The 21,794-nt window shown below is 33.2% G+C and carries 22 protein-coding genes; 1 reads left to right on the forward strand and 21 read right to left on the reverse strand.

From position 1 onward, the window contains the following. Window positions 1–28 precede the first annotated feature (28 nt). From HMPREF3239_RS04590 to cmk, 20 genes are all read right to left on the reverse strand, one after another. Complete coding sequence (locus tag HMPREF3239_RS04590) at window positions 29–1,000, reverse strand: biotin--[acetyl-CoA-carboxylase] ligase (RefSeq protein ID WP_070854876.1); 972 nt, start codon at window positions 998–1,000, stop codon at window positions 29–31. Next, window positions 987–2,189 (reverse strand): CCA tRNA nucleotidyltransferase, encoded by a 1,203-nt coding sequence (locus tag HMPREF3239_RS04595; RefSeq protein ID WP_070854877.1) that lies wholly within the window; start codon window positions 2,187–2,189, stop codon window positions 987–989. Before HMPREF3239_RS04595 ends, HMPREF3239_RS04590 begins: the two co-directional genes overlap by 14 nt. A 1-nt stretch (window position 2,190) precedes the next feature. Further along, window positions 2,191–3,321: an N-acetyl-alpha-D-glucosaminyl L-malate synthase BshA gene (bshA, locus tag HMPREF3239_RS04600; protein ID WP_070854878.1), complete on the reverse strand. Its 1,131-nt coding sequence runs from the start codon at window positions 3,319–3,321 to the stop codon at window positions 2,191–2,193. Window positions 3,322–3,349: 28 nt separating this feature from the next. Then, window positions 3,350–3,667: a nucleotide pyrophosphohydrolase gene (locus HMPREF3239_RS04605; protein WP_053029429.1), complete on the reverse strand. Its 318-nt coding sequence runs from the start codon at window positions 3,665–3,667 to the stop codon at window positions 3,350–3,352. 289 nt (window positions 3,668–3,956) lie between these two features. Next, window positions 3,957–4,655 (reverse strand): zinc metallopeptidase, encoded by a 699-nt coding sequence (locus HMPREF3239_RS04610; protein WP_053029430.1) that lies wholly within the window; start codon window positions 4,653–4,655, stop codon window positions 3,957–3,959. A gap of 44 nt (window positions 4,656–4,699) precedes the next feature. After that, a complete protein-coding gene (locus HMPREF3239_RS04615; RefSeq protein ID WP_070854879.1) occupies window positions 4,700–5,299 on the reverse strand; it encodes a DUF1405 domain-containing protein in 600 nt (199 codons plus the stop codon). Window positions 5,300–5,323: 24 nt separating this feature from the next. After that, the gene (locus HMPREF3239_RS04620; protein WP_070854880.1) at window positions 5,324–5,860 is read right to left on the reverse strand and encodes a YpiB family protein; all 537 of its coding nucleotides are present in this window, start codon (window positions 5,858–5,860) and stop codon (window positions 5,324–5,326) included. Window positions 5,861–5,874: 14 nt separating this feature from the next. After that, window positions 5,875–7,119 (reverse strand): tetratricopeptide repeat protein, encoded by a 1,245-nt coding sequence (locus HMPREF3239_RS04625; protein ID WP_070854881.1) that lies wholly within the window; start codon window positions 7,117–7,119, stop codon window positions 5,875–5,877. Window positions 7,120–7,125: 6 nt separating this feature from the next. Beyond that, window positions 7,126–8,424: a 3-phosphoshikimate 1-carboxyvinyltransferase gene (gene aroA / locus HMPREF3239_RS04630; protein WP_070854882.1), complete on the reverse strand. Its 1,299-nt coding sequence runs from the start codon at window positions 8,422–8,424 to the stop codon at window positions 7,126–7,128. Between the two features lie 12 nt (window positions 8,425–8,436). After that, window positions 8,437–9,501 (reverse strand): 3-dehydroquinate synthase, encoded by a 1,065-nt coding sequence (aroB, locus tag HMPREF3239_RS04635; RefSeq protein WP_053029435.1) that lies wholly within the window; start codon window positions 9,499–9,501, stop codon window positions 8,437–8,439. A gap of 32 nt (window positions 9,502–9,533) precedes the next feature. Then, complete coding sequence (gene aroC, locus HMPREF3239_RS04640; RefSeq protein WP_070854883.1) at window positions 9,534–10,700, reverse strand: chorismate synthase; 1,167 nt, start codon at window positions 10,698–10,700, stop codon at window positions 9,534–9,536. 347 nt (window positions 10,701–11,047) lie between these two features. Continuing rightward, window positions 11,048–11,497, reverse strand: a complete 450-nt coding sequence (ndk, locus tag HMPREF3239_RS04645; protein WP_053029437.1) for a nucleoside-diphosphate kinase — start codon at window positions 11,495–11,497, stop codon at window positions 11,048–11,050. 153 nt (window positions 11,498–11,650) lie between these two features. Next, complete coding sequence (locus tag HMPREF3239_RS04650) at window positions 11,651–12,607, reverse strand: polyprenyl synthetase family protein (RefSeq protein WP_070854884.1); 957 nt, start codon at window positions 12,605–12,607, stop codon at window positions 11,651–11,653. A 21-nt stretch (window positions 12,608–12,628) separates the two neighbouring features. Further along, window positions 12,629–13,339, reverse strand: coding sequence for a demethylmenaquinone methyltransferase (locus tag HMPREF3239_RS04655; RefSeq protein ID WP_070854885.1), 711 nt, complete (start codon window positions 13,337–13,339; stop codon window positions 12,629–12,631). Further along, window positions 13,332–13,919 (reverse strand): heptaprenyl pyrophosphate synthase subunit A, encoded by a 588-nt coding sequence (locus HMPREF3239_RS04660; RefSeq protein WP_070854886.1) that lies wholly within the window; start codon window positions 13,917–13,919, stop codon window positions 13,332–13,334. Before HMPREF3239_RS04660 ends, HMPREF3239_RS04655 begins: the two co-directional genes overlap by 8 nt. 209 nt (window positions 13,920–14,128) lie before the next feature. Beyond that, complete coding sequence (locus HMPREF3239_RS04665) at window positions 14,129–14,401, reverse strand: HU family DNA-binding protein (protein ID WP_070854887.1); 273 nt, start codon at window positions 14,399–14,401, stop codon at window positions 14,129–14,131. Between the two features lie 168 nt (window positions 14,402–14,569). Further along, window positions 14,570–15,568, reverse strand: coding sequence for an NAD(P)H-dependent glycerol-3-phosphate dehydrogenase (locus HMPREF3239_RS04670; RefSeq protein WP_053029441.1), 999 nt, complete (start codon window positions 15,566–15,568; stop codon window positions 14,570–14,572). Window positions 15,569–15,583: 15 nt separating this feature from the next. Next, window positions 15,584–16,894 carry a ribosome biogenesis GTPase Der gene (gene der, locus HMPREF3239_RS04675; RefSeq protein ID WP_070854888.1) on the reverse strand — a complete coding sequence of 437 codons (1,311 nt, stop codon included), beginning with the start codon at window positions 16,892–16,894 and terminating at the stop codon, window positions 15,584–15,586. Between the two features lie 361 nt (window positions 16,895–17,255). Beyond that, window positions 17,256–18,434 (reverse strand): 30S ribosomal protein S1, encoded by a 1,179-nt coding sequence (gene rpsA, locus HMPREF3239_RS04680; protein WP_070854889.1) that lies wholly within the window; start codon window positions 18,432–18,434, stop codon window positions 17,256–17,258. A 310-nt stretch (window positions 18,435–18,744) separates the two neighbouring features. Then, window positions 18,745–19,401 (reverse strand): (d)CMP kinase, encoded by a 657-nt coding sequence (cmk, locus tag HMPREF3239_RS04685; RefSeq protein WP_070854890.1) that lies wholly within the window; start codon window positions 19,399–19,401, stop codon window positions 18,745–18,747. 76 nt (window positions 19,402–19,477) lie between these two features. On the opposite strand from cmk, the gene HMPREF3239_RS04690 reads away from it, so the two are divergent. Beyond that, complete coding sequence (locus HMPREF3239_RS04690) at window positions 19,478–20,452, forward strand: asparaginase (RefSeq protein WP_070854891.1); 975 nt, start codon at window positions 19,478–19,480, stop codon at window positions 20,450–20,452. 287 nt (window positions 20,453–20,739) lie between these two features. Here HMPREF3239_RS04690 and ypdA read toward each other — a convergent pair whose 3' ends face one another. Beyond that, window positions 20,740–21,726 (reverse strand): bacillithiol disulfide reductase YpdA, encoded by a 987-nt coding sequence (gene ypdA / locus HMPREF3239_RS04695; RefSeq protein ID WP_070854892.1) that lies wholly within the window; start codon window positions 21,724–21,726, stop codon window positions 20,740–20,742. Between the last annotated feature and the right edge of the window lie 68 nt (window positions 21,727–21,794).

The following is a 21,794-nucleotide window of genomic DNA, read 5'->3' on the forward strand; positions in this document are numbered from 1 at the left end:
AACTCTCCTTATCTTCTTGTCATACGCTTTATATATCTATATCCGCACTAATAAGGCGTCTAACTTCATTATCCTCATCTTTTACAATTAAGAAACCATCACGGTCAATATCAATCGCTTCACCAATAAATTGTGTATTATTCTCAGTAAAACGTAATTGGCGTTGCCAAATATTAGAAGCTTGAATATACTCATTTCTAATTTCTGCAAATGGCTGAGTTAAAAATTGAGTATAACGTTTTTCAATTGATGAAATGAGCGCTTCTAAAAATGTATATCGATTGATTTTAGTATCACTATGTAAACCGACACTTGTCGCGCTATGTTTAATCTCATCTGAGAAATCACTATCTTCATGGTTTAAATTGATGCCAATACCACAAATGATGGCGTCAATTGAATCATAATTTGCAATCATTTCAGTCAAAAAACCGCATACTTTTTTGTCAGCGATATAAATATCATTCGGCCATTTAATTTCTACTTTGTCATTTGAAAATGACTGTATAGCGTCTCTAATTCCTAAAGCAACAAATAAATTAAATTTTGGAATCATTGAAAAAGGTACATTAGGACGTAATACTAATGACATCCATAAACCTTTACCTTTTGAAGATGCCCAATTACGATTAAATCGTCCACGTCCTTGTGTTTGTTCATCACTTAAAATAATCATTGATGCACTATTGCCAACTAATTCTTGCTTAGCAATCGTTTGAGTTGACGCAACACTCTCGAATACCTTTATTTCTGAGGCTAATTGCGAATCTTTTAAAATATAAGTTACGATACCTTGATACCAACATTCTGGTAGTTCATTTAATTGATGGCCTTTATGATTGATGGAGTCTATTTTACACCCATCTTTTTTTAGTTGATCGATGACTTTTTTTACAGCTGCTCTTGAAATATTTAATTGATCAGCAATATATTGTCCTGAAATATATTCAGATTGATGCTTATATAGTATACGAATAACGTCTTGACTATATTTTGACATTCTCTTTCACCCACTTCAATAATTCATCTTTAGAATTTGAAACTTTATGTGTAACAACTTCACTTTCGATTTGTCGTAACACCTCTTTTAACCAAGGACCACTTTTTTTAGGCACAACTTTGAGTATATCGCCACCATTGATATTAAGCGCTTTACGACTTTCAATTGGTAATTGATGATTAATTTCTTTAATCGATTGATAATTAAAGATTAGAGGTGACGCTACTTTAATATTATTTTCTTTAAGTAAAGGAATGATGTCAATGATGTCCAAAATATTACTTGCGCCATAATCATAAACAAATAACTGTAATTGATTTTTAGTTGAGATTTTTGGCATCTCTAATAATAGTTTATGATATTGATTTATTTTAGCTTTCTCTTTATTGCTTATTTTCAAGCTTGAAAGCGGCGTGTCTGATTGCTCAATGGTCTTTAAGATTGCTAGCCATAATTCAAAGCTTATCGGTGCATTAATCCTTGTTGCTTTCATATCCAGATCTTTAAAAAATGGAACATAATTAAAGAAGTTCAATGTCAATAAAGTTGTGTAGCTTTCACTAACATTTTGACCTTGTATTAATTTTTTAAGTTCTACAACGATACGTTCTATAGATAAAAATTCGATATCTGCAATATGATGTTGCATTGCCTCAAACGTATGATGTGAGATCGTGAAATTTAATTGCGATTGAAAGCGTACGCCTCTCAAAATGCGTAAAGCATCTTCATCGAAACGCTCGTGTGGTATACCAACAGTAGTTATAATCTGTTGCTGTAATGCCGTTTGACCATCAAAATAGTCATAAATTTTAAAATCTTTATCCATAGCAATAGCATTAATTGTAAAGTCACGACGTTGTAAATCTTCTTTTAAATCACGTACAAAATACACTTCATTAGGTCTGCGATGATCAACATAATCTGATTCAGCTCTGAAAGTTGTCACTTCGTAATTCGTTCCTTCGTACACGACATTAATCGTTCCGTGCTCTTTTCCAATTGGGATTGTTTTATCAAATATCGATTCTATTTCATCTGGTGTTGCGCTGGTTGTAATATCGATATCATGGATGGGTCTATCCATTAAATAATCACGCACAGACCCTCCGACGAAGTATGCTTCAAAGCCATGGTGTTCTATTTTTTCTAAAATAGGTTTTGCTTGAGTAAATAGTTTTGTTCCCATACTAATCCTCTTTTTGATTTAACATTTTTCTATAGTAGTGTTCGTATTGATCTGTAATTAATTCTGAACCAAATCGTTTTTCTATGTCATTTAACATAGCAATTTGCATGTGTTGGTATAAATCAGGGTTAGTAAGAAGTTGTATGGCATAATCACTTGCGCTAGTACTATCACCAATATCTACGATATAACCTGTCTCATTATGCTTGATAACCTCTTTTATACCACCTGCATTAGAACCGATAGGCACAACACCTGTTTTCATTGCTTCTAGTAATGTCAATCCAAAGCTCTCTTTTTCACTTAATAGAAGCACTAAATCAGACATTTGATAGAATTCACTTACTTGATCTTGTTTGCCTAAAAATAACACATCATTTTCGATATCTAACTGACGTGCTAACTTTCGCATATCTAATAATTCTGGACCGTCACCTAATAAAATGAGTTTACTTGGTATATGATGATGAACTTTCGCAAACGTTTCTAAAATAGTATCAATACGTTTTACTTTTCTGAAATTAGATACGTGAATCAGTACCTTTTCATTTGGTTTGATGCCATAGACTTCTTTAAGTTTTTCATCATGACGTGTTGGAAATTCATTTTCACGAACAAAATTATAAATAGGGATAATTTCTTTCTCAGTTTCAATGATGGACTTTGTTTGACGTGCTAATGAATGACTCACGCTTGTAACAATATCACTTTGCTCAATTCCGAATTTGATAGCACCTTTAAGTGAGTGATCGTAACCTAATACGGTAATATCAGTGCCGTGTAACGTCGTCATTATTTTAATATCTTTACCAGACATTTGACGTGCTAAAATGCCACAAACAGCATGAGGCACGGCATAGTGCATGTGCAATACATCTAAATCATATTCTTTTATCACTTCAGAAATTTTAGTACTCAAAGTGATATCATATGGAGGATATTGAAAGACGGCATACTGATTTACTTCAACTTGATGAAACGTAATATTAGGTAAAGGTTTGCGGATTCTAAAAGGAATATTCGACGTTATAAAATGTACTTCATGACCTCTCTCAGCCATTTTAATGCCTAACTCAGTAGCGATGATACCAGAACCGCCCATTGATGGATAACATGTAATACCTATTTTCATGTTACACTATCCTCCTTTTTAAAAATGATTATTTTCGTTCAAAACGATTTTTATCTCTAGTGTTGAATTTTTCCATTGTTTCATTAAAGCTTTCAGTCATGTCGATATCGAGTGAGTTTGCTAAGCAAAGTAAAACAAATAAATTGTCTCCTAATTCGGCTTTAATTGTATTTTCATCTTCAGTTTCTTTCTTTTTCTTTTCACCGTGATAATGGTTGATTTCTCTAGCAAGTTCTCCGACTTCTTCTGTCAAACGTGCTAAATTTGCAAGTGGAGAAAAATACCCAGCTTTGAATTGTCCAATGTATGCATCCACTTCATTTTGCATCTCTTTCATAGATTTCATTGTGTTCACTTTCTCCTTTATTATTGATACTTAATAAGTATATATCATATTAAACAATCATGCATTTTATGAATATGAAAAGAACGGATTATATTTTAATTAAATTTTCAAGAAATATAAAATAAAAAATTGGGAGTAGAACAGAATTCTATACGAATTCAATGTCCTACTCCCACGTCGCTATCTAAGATTGAAAAGCATATTATAATTACTTACTCAACTTTAGTGAGCGATTAATGCTAGTAGCATAAAAATGATGTTGTTTAATGCTAAATATTTATAAGCTAAATTAATTATCACTCGCTTTAGCGATAAGAATAATTCTTACTAATTCTGCTACAGCTGTTGCAGTTGCGGCAACATACGTCATTGCAGCTGCTGAAAGAACTTTTTTAGCATGTTTATATTCTTTTTCATTGACAATATTCAAAGCAGTTATTTGTTTCATTGCTCTTGAACTTGCGTCGAACTCAACAGGTAACGTTACAATCGAGAACAGGACAGCGAGTGACATTAATCCAGCGCCAATCCATAATGCTGTTGATCCAAATGCACTTCCCATAGCTGTAAGGATAATTCCTAACATGATAATCATGTAACTTAAAGAACTACCTAAATTGGCAAATGGTACTAACGCACTTCTGAATCTTAAAAATACATAACCTTGTTGATGTTGAATCGCGTGTCCAACTTCGTGTGCAGCAATAGCTGTACCAGCTACTGAAGGTCTATCGAAGTTTGCAGGAGATAAACAAACAACTTTCTTTTTAGGATCATAATGGTCAGTTAGGAAACCTTCACCTTTAACAACGTCAACATCATAGATGCCATTCGCATGAAGGATTTCTTCAGCTACCTCACGGCCAGTTTTACCACTTGTTGATCTCACTTGTGCATATTTTTCATAATTCGATTTTACTTTGTGTTGTGCCCACATTGGAATGAGCATAATAATGACGATATATATTATATAAGACATTATAGACAATAATTCCACTCTCCTTTATCCATATTCTACTGAGAATCCTTGATTTAATCAAATAATTTAATTGGTATTATCTTTTGTAAATAATAATATAAGCATAATGCCAATGAACTTAACCAAAACGCGATATAGCCAACCATAACTTTATGTTGCTCAATAAAGTCATAGTACGGATACTTATTTAAAACATAATCAATGAAATCATTATGAAACACCCACACCATCGCAATTAGCAAACCACTTATTCTAATCTTTAAGCGAGGATAAAAGTAAATTGCTTGTATCGCCATAATACCATGACTCAAAATTAAAAATATATTCATGATTGTTATATTATGATTTAAATGAATCATTAGAAGATTCATTATTACAGCCCATAGCCCATATTTTAATAAAGTAACGAAAGCAAGGGCTTCAATAAACGGGATGTGTTTATTGATAATTAAACAAAAAATAACAATACATAAAAAAAGCGAAGCAATTGGACTATCAGGTATAAAAGGTAAGAAATACCAAGGTGTTTGAACTAATTGATCACCATACCAAATGAACCCATACAATGTGCCAAGTAAGTTACAAACAAGTAAAAAGATTAAGCAGGATTGACGATATAATGTTAACTCCCACATTTGTTTAAATGTTAGCATACGTTTTATTTCCTTTAATGACTTTTATCGATTTTCAAGCACCTCTAAAATTTGAGTTAATTGATAGAATTGTTCTCGATCATTAAATTGAAGGCTTAAATCAATATTATGGCGCAAGTGCTCAATGAGTGAGTAGACACTTGTCGAATCAAGAGATAAATTGTAAATCGTATTTAGATAAGCCATATATTGAGTTGAATACATTAATTGATGAATCATCAAGTCATTTAATTTAAAATCGGTAGCGTGTTCGTCTGAAAAATGAATCAGAATATCAAATTCACAATGATGAGATATAATATAATTGAAAATCTCATTTGTGTTTATGAGTATGTGATGATTATTAACCAACTTAATTGCTGGAGCATCTGCATTACTTAAACTCATTTCTAGCGTTTTATGATTGGATATTTTTTGATTAACAAAATGAACGTGTTCAAGTAGATCGTAATGAGATTTAATATAGTTTAAAATCCATACACTAATACGCGATTTAAAATGATAATGAAACAAAGCATATTCAATATAACTTTGTTTCATCTGATTAAGGGTTTGATTCAAGTAAATCACCTTCATTAATAATCAAGACGATTGGCTTCTTCTTGCCAAGTCTCATTACTAGGATCCATTTCTAGTAATTGTTGTAAGAGTGTCATTGCCTTTTCTTTATTACCGATTTCAATTAAATAATAGTAATAGTCACTTAAGAATGCGCTTTGCGTTTTCGTTGTAGGATAAGCAAGTTCAAAGAAATGTTGTGCTTCCTTATCACGTTCTTCTTGACCAAATGCATGCGCTAAATGCCACATGAAAACAGGATCTAAATCATCTTCATCAACATATGATAACAATGCAATAATTGCTTCATAGTCTTCTTCGTTTCGGAATAAATCACTCAAAATTAATAATGGCTCATGATAAGCGTTGTCCACTTCAAGCGCTTGTTTGAGTAATTCAACACCTTCATTAGCATCGCCATGCTCAATTTCTAAACTTCCTGTTGAAACCATCAATTCTTTATAAAATTGATTTAAGCGTAAGCCTTCTTTACCAGTTTCAATTGCATCAGGATAATTTTTTTCATTTTCATAAAGTGATTGTAAATAGAAGTATCCTTGTATAAAGTCAGGATCTTTAGATAGAAGATTTTTCGTGATTTTAATGGCTTCTTGAGTGATATCATTTTTTTCATATGCGATGGCTTTTTTGAAGAAATCTTCAGAAGTCATTTCATCTTCATTAATTTCATCATATAAATTAATCGCATCACTATAGTTACCACTTTGTAATGCGCAATCTGCCATTCGAGCAAACAAATTGATGCCATTTACTTCGTACTCACCTGTATCTAATACGACTTCATATTCACGAGTCGCACGTAAGTATTGACCATCAAAATACAACAATTCAGCTAATGCAAAATGGATGATTGGGTCGTTAGGTTCTAATTCTCTTGCTTCTATTAATTTATCAATAGCAACTTCAGTCATATTAATTTGTTGATATAAATCAGCTTCTAGCATCAGTTTTTCGGTTGATATTGCAACTTGACTTAAATATTCTAACGCTTCATCAGTTTGGTTCTCTGACATTAAGCCTTCAATAAAGTATATTAGTAATTCACTCTCATCTGGATACTTATGATATAAAGTTCTAAACACCTCTAGTCCTTGAGGTGTTAATCCAAAATTATATAAGGTTTCACCAAGAATAAATAATGCATCATCATTATTAGAGCTCAATGCATCATTTACGCGTGTATCTAAATGATCTAATTTTTGAAGATTGATATCGTCTATTAATTTATAGATATCTTCCATTTTATTTTATCCCTCATTTTCTAAAAGCTTTAATTTAGGAAGGAAACCAGGGAATGATACATTAACAGCATCAAATTGTCGGATATTAAGCGGTTCATCACTTAATAATGAAGCTATAGCTAACATCATCCCAATTCTATGGTCAGTTAAACTATCTACGGTTGCTGATTTTTTGAATTCTGAAGGATGAATAATTAACCCATCTTCAGTTGGTTGTAATTCGAAGCCTAATAACCCAAGCATGTCTGCAGTTGTATCAATTCGATTTGTTTCTTTCACTTTTAATTCTTCTGCATCTTTAATGATACTTGTACCAGCTGCTTGTGTACACAATAGTGCAATGATAGGTAATTCGTCAATCGCTTTCGGTACTAAATCGCCTTCAATATGGACTGGTTTTAAGTTTGGTGTATATTTTACACGAATCGATGCAGTTGGTTCTGACGTTTGCGTGACATTAAAGCACTCAATACGGCCTCCCATTTGTTCAACGATATCTATAATACCTGAACGAGTTGGATTGATGCCAACATTATGAATTATTATATCGCTTCCAGGCGTAATAAGTGCTGCTACAATAAAGAATGCTGCTGAAGAAATATCTCCCGGAACACTAAAGTCTGTAGCTTTGATATGTTGGATAGCGTTTGCCTGCGTAGTAATCACTTTACCAGAAATGCTAATTGGAATGCCATAATGTTCAAACATTGTTTCAGTATGATTTCGACTTATATCTAACTCAGTAATTTCAGAAACTTCATTTGAAAATAGACTAGCAAACAATAACGCACTTTTAACTTGTGCACTCGCTACTTCCATTTCATAGGTAATACCTTTTAGTGAAGCGGGTTCAATAATTAAAGGCGTATAGTTATCATCTATTCCTGAAATATTAGCACCCATCAATCTGAGTGGTTTCATCACTCTATCCATGGGCCGCTTACCTATTGACGCATCACCAGATAACACACAATTAAGGTTGAGACCACTTAGCAAACCTGCTAATAAGCGTGTCGTAGTTCCCGAATTACCTGTGTATAAAGTTTGATGTGGTGTTTTAAATTTATTATAGCCTGGTGAATTAACAACGATTTTGTCATCCGCAATTTGTATATCAACACCCAATAATTTAAATATTTCGATTGTACGTAAACAATCTTCGCCTAATAACGGTTTAAATATCGTTGATTGGCCAGTTGCTAAAGAAGCCAACATGATGGCTCTGTGCGTCATGGATTTATCTCCAGGCACTTCAATTTCACCAACTAATGGTCCCTTAATATCGATCATTTGTTCATTTGACATGCTATCATCCACCTACTTCAATACGAATTGTAAATCCTCAAATGCTTGAATTAATATGTCTTTTTCAACGTGGCAGACACGTGGTTTACCAAGCTCTTCTAGTAAGACCATTTGAATACCTTCACCATTATTCTTTTTATCCGTTAACATATATTGATACATATCATTAAAGTTTAATTGTTGAACCAATTCAACTGGATAACATAATGTTTTTAAATAATTAGCATAATGTGAAACATCAAATTGTGATTCAAACAGTCTGTTGGCGATAATAAATTGATAGATAATACCAATCATTATGGCGTGACCATGTGGTATTTTAGTCTTATATTCAACAGCATGGCCGAACGTATGCCCTAAATTCAAATATTTTCGCATATTATGCTCTTTTTCATCTTTAACGATGACGTTCAATTTCGTCTTAATGCCTTTGAAGATAAACTGATCCATATCTTTTAGAGAATTCAGTTTTTCTCTAGTAGAAAAGTGCTTCTCAATATCATCTGTAGCGACTTGTCCTGTTAATAAAGCATGTTTATAAACTTCAGCATAGCCACTTAAAATTTCTTCATAAGGTAAAGTATTTAAAAAGTTCAAATCATATATGACAGCTTTTGGTCGATAAAATGCACCGATTAAATTCTTTCCATGAATAGAATTAATACCTACTTTGCCTCCAACACTAGAATCATGCGCAAGTATCGTCGTAGGTACTTGTATGAAATCAACACCTCTTAATAAAGATGAAGCTAGAAATCCAGTAAAATCACCTGTAGCACCGCCACCAATCGCAACTAAACACGTGTTGCGCGTTAAGTTATATTCAAGTAATTGTTCTAATGTTTGTTGATAGTGCTCAAATGTTTTCATTTTCTCACCGGCAGGTACAACGATCTTATAAGTGTTTGATGCGTTAAGTAGTGAAGTGAACTTATGTTTAAAATTAAAATCAACAAATTCATCAACGATGAGAAAGACTTTATCATAGTCTTGTATATAGTCAGATAATGTTTCAAAGGCATTATGTTCGACGATAATTGGATAATTATTATTTGGATACGTTGTTTGTAATTGCATTCAAAATACCTCGTTTCTATACGTACATTGATTTAAAATTCAATGTTCAGACGTCTTCGTTCCTCAATTTGGGCTTTTAATTGATCAATATGGTTGGATTGAAACTCTTCTGTAATCGCTTTGGCTACTTCAAAAGCAACAACATGTTCACAAACTACACTTGCTGCAGGTACAGCACAACTATCAGATCGTTCAATCGTAGCTTTGAAGTCCTCTTTAGTGTTGATATCAACAGAATTAAGCGGTTTGTATAAAGTTGGGATTGGTTTCATAACGCCATTTACGATAATTGGCATACCATTTGTCATACCACCTTCAAAGCCACCTAGATGATTAGAACCACGGTAGAAGCCTGATTCGCTATTATATAAGATTTCATCTTGTATTTCGCTTCCTGGTTTTTCTGCAGCTTTAAAACCTTCACCGAAGCTTACTCCTTTAAATGCATTAATACTAACAACACCTTGAGCAATACGACCATCTAATTTACGATCATATTGTACGTAACTACCAACAGCCACAGGCATATTCTCGACCATTACCTGAACAACGCCACCAATTGAATCGCCTTCTTTTTTAGCGGCATCTATCTTATCTCTCATTTTCTGTGCGATAGATTCATCGATAACACGTACATCATTCTTATCTATATTTTGTTTGAAAGTTTCAGTATCATATAACCCCTCGTCTTTAATACCGCCAATTTCAACTACACGACTATACATATGAATATCTAATTGTTCTAACAGTATTTTAGATACTGCCCCAACTGCAACACGCGCTGCTGTTTCGCGAGCAGAAGAACGTTCTAAAACGTTTCTTAAATCTCTATGATTGTACTTCATACCACCAATTAAATCCGCATGTCCCGGACGTGGTTTTGTAATAGTACGTTTCATATTCTCTCTTTCTTCATCTGTAATAGGCGCAACACCCATAATGTTTCTCCAATGTGTGAAATCATCGTTTGTGACAACAAGTGTGATTGGACTGCCAAGTGTATAGCCATTTCTGACACCTGATACAATTTCTACAGCATCTTTCTCAATTTGCATACGTCGTCCTCTACCGTAGCCACCTTGACGCTTAAACATTTCCGTATTAATATCTTCTGCTTTAATTTCTAAATTCGCAGGTACACCTTCAATAATTACTGTTAATTGAGGACCATGTGATTCTCCTGACGTTAAATATCTCATGTGAATACGCTCCTTTCCCTTTACTACGTTAAATTGTGATATGTGTTATCATATCACATTCAACCGTATAACATAACTAGTGTGCAATAGTAAATTTGAATTTATTAGAATATTTCAATAATTAAAGAGTGAAAAACGAAATGATGATATTTCATCTTAAAAAAATAGAAAGAGAGCGAACTAGTATTCATAATGCATTCTAGTTCGCCCTCTAAAGGATGACAAGTGATGGGCAACGTATTATTAACGGCTTCACTATTTTGTCAGTCTTTGTGATTTATCTAAAAGGTAAGCCTCAACCTAATTGTCTAGACTACCCTTATCAGTTCAATATGTGTATTAAATTTCTATTCGTATAACCAAGCATCTCTAGGTGACGCATAGCTACTTAATTCGTCTTCATTAAACCATAGTGCAATTTCACGTTGTGCTGATTCAACTGAATCTGAACCATGAATTACATTTCGTCCTACAGTTAAGCCGAGATCGCCTCTAATAGAACCTGGTGTTGCTTCAGATGGGTTTGTTTTACCTATAATGTGTCTTGATACATCAACGGCATCTTCGCCTTCAACAACCATTGCAAAAACAGGTGCAGAAGTAATAAATGAAATTAATTTGCCGTAGAATGGTTTATCTGTGTGTTCAGAATAATGTTCTTCAGCTAATGATTGAGGAACAGTCATCAATTTACCACCTACTAGTTTTAAACCTTTTCTCTCAATGCGTGAAATAATTTCTCCCACTAAATTACGTTGAACTGCATCTGGTTTAATCATTAAAAATGTTCTTTCCATCGTAAATTATCCCCCTGTGTGTGAAGTCTCAATGATATAAACATAAGACTTAAATGATGAATATTTAAATATGTATCGTACTTTGGCGTAACAAAAGACCTGCTACTATTCAATAGTAACAGGTTGTTAAAGCGCTTTCAATATTTTTTCATTTTAAACGTTACGTGATCCCATTTTCTTTATTAATTTAATAAAAAGACTTTGAGCATTGGGTTCATCAAGTTCATTAATTAACTTAAGTGCTTTAGCTAAATATTTATCACTAATTGCTTTAGATTCTTTAATGCTATTAGAGTTTCTAATCTGCTCAATCAAAGGTTCAAAGTCCTGAGATTTAGATTGATGGTTGAGTGAAGCAATTTGACGCTTGAATGATATATCTTTTTTCATTTCAAGTAGCACTGGTAATGTAATATGTCCATTCATTAAGTCACTACCCACAGGTTTGCCCAATTTCTTTTCAGTGCTAGTGAAGTCTAAAATATCATCAACAATTTGGAAACTCATGCCAATATAGTGGCCTATCATTTTAAGCTTTCGAATAGTTTCATCATCAGCCTCAGAAGTAATCGCACCGACTTCAGTTGCTAATTGAATTAACAAAGCGGTCTTTCTATTGATACGTCTCAAATAATTGGTAATACTTTGCTCACTATTGAATTGATCTTGAAACTGGAATAATTCACCAAGTCCTACGTTTACAATCGAATTTGAAATAATATGATGAATTCGGTTATCACGAATTTCAGATAAATGTTCAAGACCCAATGCAAGTAAGAAGTTTCCAGTTAATATTGCGGTAGTAACGTCCCACTTTTTAACTATGGTTAAACGTCCACGTCGTTTGTCGCTTTTATCGATAACATCATCATGTACTAGTGTTGCCATATGAATTAATTCAAGGGCAACTGCAACACGATACGTATCTTCAGTTTGCTTTTGTGGTCCGAACTGACTACTCAAGATAACGAATGCAGGTCTAACTCTTTTGCCTCCTGAAGAAAGCAAATGAGATGATGCTTCATGTAAAATTGGATCATTGCTTTCGATAGCTTTTTGAAGGCGTTTTTCTACGTTCTTAATTTCGCTATTCATGTTTAACTTTGCCACGTTAATCACCTTTTATTTTGTCTAACTTTTTTGTTTATAGCCTAGATGCATTGCAGCAACGCCACCTGTAAAGCTACGGATTTTAATTTTAGTGAAGCCAGCTTGTTCAAATAATTGTTTTAATTTGTCTTTATCTGGAAAATCGAACGTAGATTGTTGTAACCACTCATATTCTTCCTTAGATTTAGCGAATAATTTACCGAAAATTGGCATTATGAATTTAAAGTATAACTTATAAATTTGTTTAAATACCGGCATTGTTGGTTGACTTGTTTCAAGACAAACGACCATTCCACCTGGTTTTAAGACTCTATTCATTTCTTTTAATGCAACTAAATAATCAGGTACATTACGGAGACCGAAGCCAATTGTGACATAATCAAATGAATTATCTTCGAACGGTAAATTCATTGCATCTCCATGAACTAAATGAATATTATCCATATGTTTTGTTTTCTCTTTACCCACTTCTAGCATGTTTTCACTGAAGTCTAAACCAGTTACTTCACCATGCGCACCTACTGCTTTACTAAGTGCAATAGTCCAGTCAGCAGTACCGCAACAAACGTCAAGTGCTTTACTACCAACTTTAACGTGCATATCTTTCATTACATGTTTTCGCCACACTTTGTGTTGCTCAAAACTAATAATGTTGTTTAAGCGATCATACTTACTTGAAATATTTTGGAAGACTGTATGAACTTGTTCTTTTTTTGCATTATTTTCAGTCATTAATATTACCTCTACTTTTCTCTATATAACTTTGATTGATATTTTGTAAAAACTGACGTACATCAGATGGTTGGTACATCTTAAGGTAAGATGGATAATAGTCATCACCCTCGGAGATTAATTGTTGATATAAATCTAAAGGCGTTACTTGTTCTTTACTGAAATGAGACAAAGTTATATATGGGAAGATTGTTTCAATTTCAATAATTGCATCATAGATAGCTTCAGACTCTAATACTTGATGATGTAATGATGATTTTAATTCATTCGATTTGACTATCGCTTTGCTCATTGCTAATTGAAACGTTGGATCATTTATTTCAGCTAAAAGCGTATAAAAATGAGCGCTTAGTAAATCACCAATTAAAATAGATTTTTTTGACTTTTGGTTTTGTGTTATCTCATCAAGATGTTTCATTGAAGTATCGATAGTGAGGCAAGCAAGTTTAGCATTTTCAGGAATGTCATAAGTATCGAGTAATGTACTCAAATTAGCATTTATATGAATCGTTTCATAATCATGAATTCCTGTAAGCTTTTGATTAATTTGTCTATTTAATTTGCTTATTGTTGTTTCCATGTTCACACCTCACGTTATTATCACTATACATCTTAACATTATATGAATAAAAATAAAATACAGTGACTTAAGTGGATGTTACTTTACTTATTTGAATATATGCACTAATGAGACATTTGTAATAGTCAAGTTAAATTACATAGGACAAATTAAGTCTATTAAAATGATATATGTATAAAAAAAAGCCCTTTATAGGGCTTTTAAGTAAATTATTTAACAGCATCTTTTAATGCTTTACCAGCTTTAAATGCTGGAACTTTACTTGCAGGAATTTCGATTTCTTTACCTGTTTGAGGGTTACGTCCTTTACGTGCAGCACGTTCACGTACCTCGAAGTTTCCGAAACCAATTAATTGTACTTTTTCACCTTTAGAAAGTGATTTTTGGATTGATTCGAAAACAGCATCTACAGCTGAACCAGCTTCTTTTTTAGTTAAATCAGCTTGTTCTGCAACTGCATTAATTAAGTCAGTTTTATTCATTACGAGTTCACCTCCAGATGAATGATAATGATATCTTTATATCATTATGCTATGACTTTAACACAACAATTAATGTTACCGCAATAATTTATGCACTTAAAACACTGAAATATCAGTATTTTAAGTGCAAATCTGCGAAAATTTTTTGAAATAGAGTAATATTACACTCTATTCGGATTTTTTATCTCTTCCCATCAAGTCTTTAACACTATCTTTAACTGGTTTATCTTCGAATAAAACCTTGTAAAGTGCATTTGTTATAGGCATATCCACATTTTGTTGTTTGGCTAAATGATATACAGAATTAGTAGTGTAAATACCTTCTACAACCATATTCATCTCATTTAATGCTTCATCCATAGTTTGGCCCTGTCCTAACTTATATCCCAATGTATAGTTACGGGAATGTGTAGATGTACACGTAACAATTAAGTCACCAATTCCGCCAAGTCCTAAAAACGTCATAGGATCAGCCCCTAATTTTTCACCTAATCTGCTTATTTCAGCTAAACCACGTGTCATTAAAGCAGCTTTAGCGTTATCTCCATAGCCCATACCTGCAACAATACCACTTGCGACTGCTATTATATTTTTTAACGCGCCACCTAATTCAACACCAACTAAATCGTTATTAGTATAGACACGTAAATAATCATTCATAAATAAATCTTGAATGAGTTCACTAACTTTTTCATCTTTTGATGATGCAGCCACAGTTGTTGGTTGTTTAATTACTACTTCCTCAGCATGGCTAGGACCTGATAATACACCTATGCCACCATTATGTTCTTCAGATATAGAATCTTCAATCATTTCTGAAACACGTTTGAATGTATCATTTTCAATACCTTTAGCTACATGGATGAAGGTTTTCTTTGTGTTGATCAAACCATCAATTTGACTAGTTACTTCACGCATAGCTTTAGTAGGTAAAGCCATTAAATAAATATCGGTAAAATTCACAGCCTCATTGATATCGCTAGTGGCTTTAATACTACTATTGAGTACGACATCTTTTAAATAACGGTTATTTTGATGGTGATCATTTAATTCTTTGACACTATCTTCGTTTTTACCCCACATTAGAACAGTATGTCCATTTTCTGCTAACACATTGGCTAATGCAGTACCAAAACTTCCCATACCAAAAACAGTAATTTTAGTCATAGTATTATCTCCTTTTTAGTTTCTTCTTCTCGGAATGATGTGAATGGGTGTTCCTTCAAAACCAAATGCATGACGAATTTGATTCTCAAGGTAACGTTTATAAGAAAAGTGCATTAATTCGACATCATTTACGAATACAACAAACGTAGGAGGTTCGATAGCTACTTGTGTAGTATAAAATACATTTAAACGACGACCCTTATCTGTTGGCGTAGGATTCATAGATATAGCGTCTGTCACTACTTCATTTAATGTAGAACTTTGAACACGTTTCTTATGATTTTCGCTTGCTTCATTAATATAAGGGAATAGCGTGCGTAGGCGTGTACCTTCTTTGGCAGAAACGAAAGCGATTTGAGCATAATCTAAAAATTGAAATTGGTTTCTAACATCATCTGCAAATTTCTTCATTGTGTTACTATCTTTATCGACTGTGTCCCACTTATTCACTACAATTACTACGGCTTTACCTTCTTCATGAGCATAACCTGCTACACGTTTATCTTGTTCTATTATACCTTCCTCTGCATCTATAACGATTAGTACTACATTAGAACGTTCGATGGCTTTAAGCGCACGTAATACGGAATATTTCTCAGTAGACTCATACACTTTACCCTTTTTACGCATTCCGGCAGTGTCGATTAAAACATAATCTTGACCATCATAACTATATTCAGTATCAATGGCATCCCTAGTCGTTCCAGCAACATTCGATACAATAACACGGTCCTCGCCAAGAATGGCATTTACTAAACTAGATTTTCCAACATTAGGACGTCCGATGATTGATAATCGTATTGTGTCTTCGTCGTAAGGGTCTTCATAATCCTCTGGAAAATGTTTAACCACTTCATCTAACAAATCACCTAATCCTAAGCCATGTGAGCCTGAGATAGGATATGGATCTCCAAAACCTAATGCGTAAAAATCAAAAATGTCGTTTCGCATTTCAGGATTATCCACTTTATTAACGGCTAACACAACGGGTTTTTTAGATTTATATAACATCTGTGCAACCATTTCATCACTTTGAGTTAAACCTTCACGCACATTTACCATAAAAATAATAACATCTGCTTCATCTATTGCAATTTCAGCTTGTGCTCTAATTTGTGTTTGGAATGGCGCGTCACCGATTTCAATTCCACCAGTATCAATAATGTTAAATTCATGTGTTAACCATTCGCCTGATGAATAAATTCTATCACGAGTAACACCAGGTGTGTCTTCGACTATTGAAACACGTTCACCTACTACTCTATTAAAGATTGTAGATTTCCCTACATTTGGTCTTCCTACAATCGCTACAATAGGTTTCGTCATAAGCTAACTTCCTCTCTTTCTAAAATCTCTATAATTTTATCATATGACCTATTTATTTCAAACAAAGTATATAAGTTAAGTTACATTATAATGAATTGATAATTTAAATTTGAATGATAACACCTTAATTAAATAGTGAACGATTCATTAAATGTTTTGCTTAAAAGATAATACTAAGATTGGTAATCAGGTTGGCATCACTATTTTGTTAAGGTTAATCATCAAAATCCATGCAACCTATCACGTTGATAGCACGCTTAAATCAAATTGATTCACATCTGTCAGTTACTGCCAGAACAATAAAATAGACTGAGACATTTTATTTTGTCCCAGCCTCATGTATTACTATCCTAACTTTAGATTAGAATTTTAAGTTTTTGAATTTATCACCAAAGACATCGCCAAGTGTTGGATTATCTTCGTTTGGATCATTACTTAAATAAGATTGAGTTGTAGCATCATCGCTTTCAACGACATCTTCTTTAGGTAAAGTAGCTTTGATTGAAAGTGAAATACGTTCATTTTCTTCATCAATACCTAAAATTTTAACATTAACTTGTTGACCTGGCTCAAGCTTTTCACCTGGTGTACCGATATGTTCATGTGCAATTTCTGAAATATGAACTAAGCCTTGTACACCTGGTGCGATTTCAACGAAAGCACCAAAGTTAGCTAAACGTACAACTTTACCTTCGACAACATCATCTTCGTGGAATTGTCCTTTAATACTTTCAAATGGTGTTGGTAAAGTGTCTTTAATAGAAAGTGAGATACGTTCTGCATCTTTCTCTACAGATTTAACTTTCACATCTACTTCTTGTCCTACAGAAACAACATCTTCTGGAGAATCAACATGTTCGTGTGAAAGTTCTGAAACGTGGACTAAGCCATCTACGCCACCGATATCAACGAAAGCACCAAAGTTAGTTAGACGAGCTACTTTACCTTTAATAACATCGCCTGCATTTAATGATTCTAGTAAAGAAGCTTTTTTAACATCATTTTCAGCTTGCTCTACTGCTTTACGGCTTAAAATGACTCTATTATTTTCAGGATCTAATTCTTCTACTTTGATACGAATAGTTTGTCCTTCAAATACAGAGAAATCTTCAATGAAATCAGTTGAAATGAGTGAAGCAGGTACGAAACCACGTTGACCTACATCTACAACTAGGCCACCTTTAACTACTTCTGTAACTTTTGCTTCAATTATTTCATCATTATCTAATTTTTCTTGTAAATATTCATATGATTTTTCAGTTTCAAGTTGACGTTTAGAAAGAATATACGCACCTGAGTCATTTTCTTCATCAACTTCTATTTTAGTAACATATGCTTCTATTTCATCACCTTGTTTAACAACCTCACTAGGGTTTTCAATATGATGCGTTGAAAGTTGGCTAATTGGAATAATTCCATTGAATTTGCCACCATTAATATGAACTACGACTTGTTTGTCTTCAACTTGTTGAACCTCACCAGTGACTTTGTCACCTTCTTTAATATCATTAATCATTGATTCATTGAATTCTTCAGTCATCTTATTTGCCTCCTTATACACTACATACATATAACATCTTATAAACCAGTAGAATTGTCAAGAAATTCCCCTTTAGTTTCATAAGTTCTTAAAAAAATTATCAATTATCAAAATTATTAAATAGAAATTTAACTGATTTGTAACTTTTAAAGATTTATAATTTTAATGAACCTTAATAAATGTTATACGATTTAAACAGTGATTAATTATTACCACTTTTAATTATATAGAATAAAAATAGCTATTTAAAATAATTCGCACTTTATTCTAAATTAAGTACAAATTATTCTATATAGCTATTATTGCTCATTTATAAATTGTTAACTAAGGTCATTATGTCTTCAGTTACTTCTTCAATCGTTTTGCCAGTTGTATCCACTGTAATCGCATCGTCTGCTTTTTTTAAAGGTGAAATGTCACGATTCATATCATAGTGGTCTCTTTCTTCGATTTCTTTTTTTAGTTGCGATAATGTTGAAGGAATACCACGTTGTTCATTTTCTTTTTGTCGTCTTTCAGCTCTCTCCTCAACTGAAGCAATCATGTACACCTTTAATTCTGCATTTGGTAGCACTACTGTGCCAATATCGCGTCCATCCATGACGATCCCTTTTTTGGCTGCTAAGTCTTTTTGTTTCTGAACTGCAAATGTTCTAACAGGCGCTTTAGAAGCGACATAGGATACATTTTGAGTCACATCATTTTCTCTTAAAAAATCGGTAACGTCTTGATCATCTAGTAAGATACGTTGTCCTTTACTTTTATCATAAGTTAATTCTAAAGTAGTTTGATCAACGAGTGCTTTAAAATCTTCAGGTTTATTATTTTGAAGATATTTATAAGTTATTGCGCGATACATTGCACCAGTATCAACGTATATCATTGATAATTTACTAGCAACTTGTCGAGCAATTGTACTTTTACCTGCTGCTGCAGGACCATCCAAGGCAATATTTATTAAGTCCATATTATTTTATCCTTCCTTGTTGTTTTGTTTGTATTATTTTATCATAAATATGTAAATTAAAAATAGGAGGAACGCAATGAAGCGATTATTAGTTATACATACTGGTGGTACGATTAGCATGTCTCAAAATCAATCCAATCAAGTTGTAACAAATGATGTAAATCCAATATCTTTACATACAGACATTATTGGTCAATACGCTGACGTAGATGAAATACATCCATTTAACATTCCGTCTCCACACATAACAATTCAAAACGTTGAACAATTGAGAAATATCATTATTGATGCAAATAAGACAAATCAATACGATGGTTATGTGATTACACACGGAACAGACACGCTTGAAGAAACTGCATATCTTCTTGATTTATTAATAGATATTCGATATCCAGTTGTGATTACTGGAGCGATGAGATCTTCAAATGAAATTGGTTCTGATGGTTTATATAATTTTATTTCGGCCATTCGTGTAGCTTCATCCAGTGATGCGCAAGACAAAGGTGTAATGGTCGTATTCAATGATGAAATACATACTGCCAGAAATGTCACTAAGACGCATACGTCTAACATTAATACCTTCCAAAGTCCTAATCAAGGTCCATTAGGTATTTTAACCAAAGATAATGTTCAATTTTATAATCAGCCCTATCAACAACAGTCTTTTGATACAGTCAATCATGAGTTAAGCGTGCCATTGATTAAAGCGTATATGGGGATGGACAGTGACATATTTAACTTCTATTCACAACAGCATGTAGATGGTATTGTCATTGAAGCTTTGGGTCAAGGTAACTTGCCACCAAGTTGCTTAAATGGCGTTCAATCATGCTTGGACAATAATATACCAATTGTGTTAGTTTCAAGATCCTTTAACGGTATTGTAAGCCCTGTATATGCCTATGATGGCGGTGGATTCCAATTATCAAATAAAGGTTTAATATTTTCGAATGGATTAAATGGTCCGAAAGCGAGACTAAAATTATTAATTGGTTTAAGTAATCATCTTAATACGTCAGAATTGAAGCATTATTTTGAAAAGCAAAATTAGCAAGGGCCGAAAAAAGGCGTATTGAATTGTATCTGATGAGTATAAAATAAGATGACAAGGGAGTGGGACAGAATTCTTTTTAAATTCGTCGTCCCACCCCCGCAAGGGTGACTAAAACTGAGAAAAGCTTGATTTAAGCGCCTTTTCAGTTCAGTCAGCTACTGCGAATTTGCAAAATAGCTTCATTAGATTATTTTTGTTCCAGACTCTTCTATTTAGCTACTATGAAAGTACATTGTAGCTTTGAAATATTTATCTCGTTGCGTTTAGCATTTTATGATTACACCTTAACTTTCGAGAGGTGTTTGCTTTTTACTTAAAATGCTTTGGGTAATAATGCCTCCATGATATTTACCGTTTTCAATGAAGATTGCATTATTATCATTACCAGCAGCAATGACGCCAGCAATATAACAATTCTCTACATTTGTCTCAAACGTTTCTTTATTATGAACGGGTGCAGTACCGAATTCATTTGTATTGATTTCTATTCCAATTGATTCTAAAAAGTCATAATCAGGATGGTATCCTATCATCGCGAATACATGATCATTAGGTATTTCAATCAATTTACCTTCTTTTTTATAAACCACACTATTTTCAGTGATTTCAGTTACATTAGCATTAAATTCCATTGTGATTTTTTCATGATTAACTAATGATTCAAAGTTAGGTAAAATCCATGGTTTAATAGCAGATGAATAACGATCGCCTCTATATAATACAGTTACATTTGCGCCAGCTTTTTCTAATTCTAATGCTGCGTCGACTGCAGAGTTTTTACCACCAATTACAGTTACATTTAAATTGAAATAAGGATGTGCTTCTTTGAAGTAATGTTGTACTTTCGGAAGTTCTGCACCTTTAACCTCTAATGTATTATGTTGACCATAATATCCAGTTGCAACAGTTAAGAATTTACATTCATATACATCTTTGGTAGTTGTTATAGTGAATTTATTATCAATCTTTTTAACAGTTAACACTTCTTCAAATGCATGAACATTTAATTGGTGATGTTTAACAACTTCTCTATAATAAACTAACGCTTGATTACGTCGAGGTTTACTTTCTTCAACGATAAATGGTATATCGCCAATACTCAATTTATCACTAGATGAGAAGAATGTTTGGTGTGTTGGATATTTATATATAGCATCTACAACATTCCCTTTTTCGATGACTAATGTTTCAATACCCTTTCTTTTTTGTTCGATAGCAGCACTTAAACCGCATGGGCCTCCGCCGATTATAATACTTTCTATGCTTTGCATGTCATTGACCTCCTTTAATCACCCATTAATTATAGCAGTTGTAACATGATTTCTAAATAGAATCGCAC

Origin of the sequence: Staphylococcus sp. HMSC34C02 (assembly GCF_001838705.1) — a bacterium.
Lineage (GTDB): Bacteria > Bacillota > Bacilli > Staphylococcales > Staphylococcaceae > Staphylococcus > Staphylococcus borealis.

Coding starts and splice junctions, on each gene's coding strand:
- HMPREF3239_RS04590 (WP_070854876.1), bottom strand. CDS start 1,000: ATGTCAAAATATAGTCAAGACGTTATTCGTATACTATATAAGCATCAA.
- HMPREF3239_RS04595 (WP_070854877.1), bottom strand. CDS start 2,189: ATGGGAACAAAACTATTTACTCAAGCAAAACCTATTTTAGAAAAAATA.
- bshA (WP_070854878.1), bottom strand. CDS start 3,321: ATGAAAATAGGTATTACATGTTATCCATCAATGGGCGGTTCTGGTATC.
- HMPREF3239_RS04605 (WP_053029429.1), bottom strand. CDS start 3,667: ATGAAATCTATGAAAGAGATGCAAAATGAAGTGGATGCATACATTGGA.
- HMPREF3239_RS04615 (WP_070854879.1), bottom strand. CDS start 5,299: ATGCTAACATTTAAACAAATGTGGGAGTTAACATTATATCGTCAATCC.
- HMPREF3239_RS04625 (WP_070854881.1), bottom strand. CDS start 7,119: ATGGAAGATATCTATAAATTAATAGACGATATCAATCTTCAAAAATTA.
- aroA (WP_070854882.1), bottom strand. CDS start 8,424: ATGTCAAATGAACAAATGATCGATATTAAGGGACCATTAGTTGGTGAA.
- aroB (WP_053029435.1), bottom strand. CDS start 9,501: ATGCAATTACAAACAACGTATCCAAATAATAATTATCCAATTATCGTC.
- aroC (WP_070854883.1), bottom strand. CDS start 10,700: ATGAGATATTTAACGTCAGGAGAATCACATGGTCCTCAATTAACAGTA.
- ndk (WP_053029437.1), bottom strand. CDS start 11,497: ATGGAAAGAACATTTTTAATGATTAAACCAGATGCAGTTCAACGTAAT.
- HMPREF3239_RS04655 (WP_070854885.1), bottom strand. CDS start 13,339: ATGACTGAAAATAATGCAAAAAAAGAACAAGTTCATACAGTCTTCCAA.
- HMPREF3239_RS04660 (WP_070854886.1), bottom strand. CDS start 13,919: ATGGAAACAACAATAAGCAAATTAAATAGACAAATTAATCAAAAGCTT.
- HMPREF3239_RS04665 (WP_070854887.1), bottom strand. CDS start 14,401: ATGAATAAAACTGACTTAATTAATGCAGTTGCAGAACAAGCTGATTTA.
- HMPREF3239_RS04670 (WP_053029441.1), bottom strand. CDS start 15,568: ATGACTAAAATTACTGTTTTTGGTATGGGAAGTTTTGGTACTGCATTA.
- der (WP_070854888.1), bottom strand. CDS start 16,894: ATGACGAAACCTATTGTAGCGATTGTAGGAAGACCAAATGTAGGGAAA.
- rpsA (WP_070854889.1), bottom strand. CDS start 18,434: ATGACTGAAGAATTCAATGAATCAATGATTAATGATATTAAAGAAGGT.
- cmk (WP_070854890.1), bottom strand. CDS start 19,401: ATGGACTTAATAAATATTGCCTTGGATGGTCCTGCAGCAGCAGGTAAA.
- HMPREF3239_RS04690 (WP_070854891.1), top strand. CDS start 19,478: ATGAAGCGATTATTAGTTATACATACTGGTGGTACGATTAGCATGTCT.
- ypdA (WP_070854892.1), bottom strand. CDS start 21,726: ATGCAAAGCATAGAAAGTATTATAATCGGCGGAGGCCCATGCGGTTTA.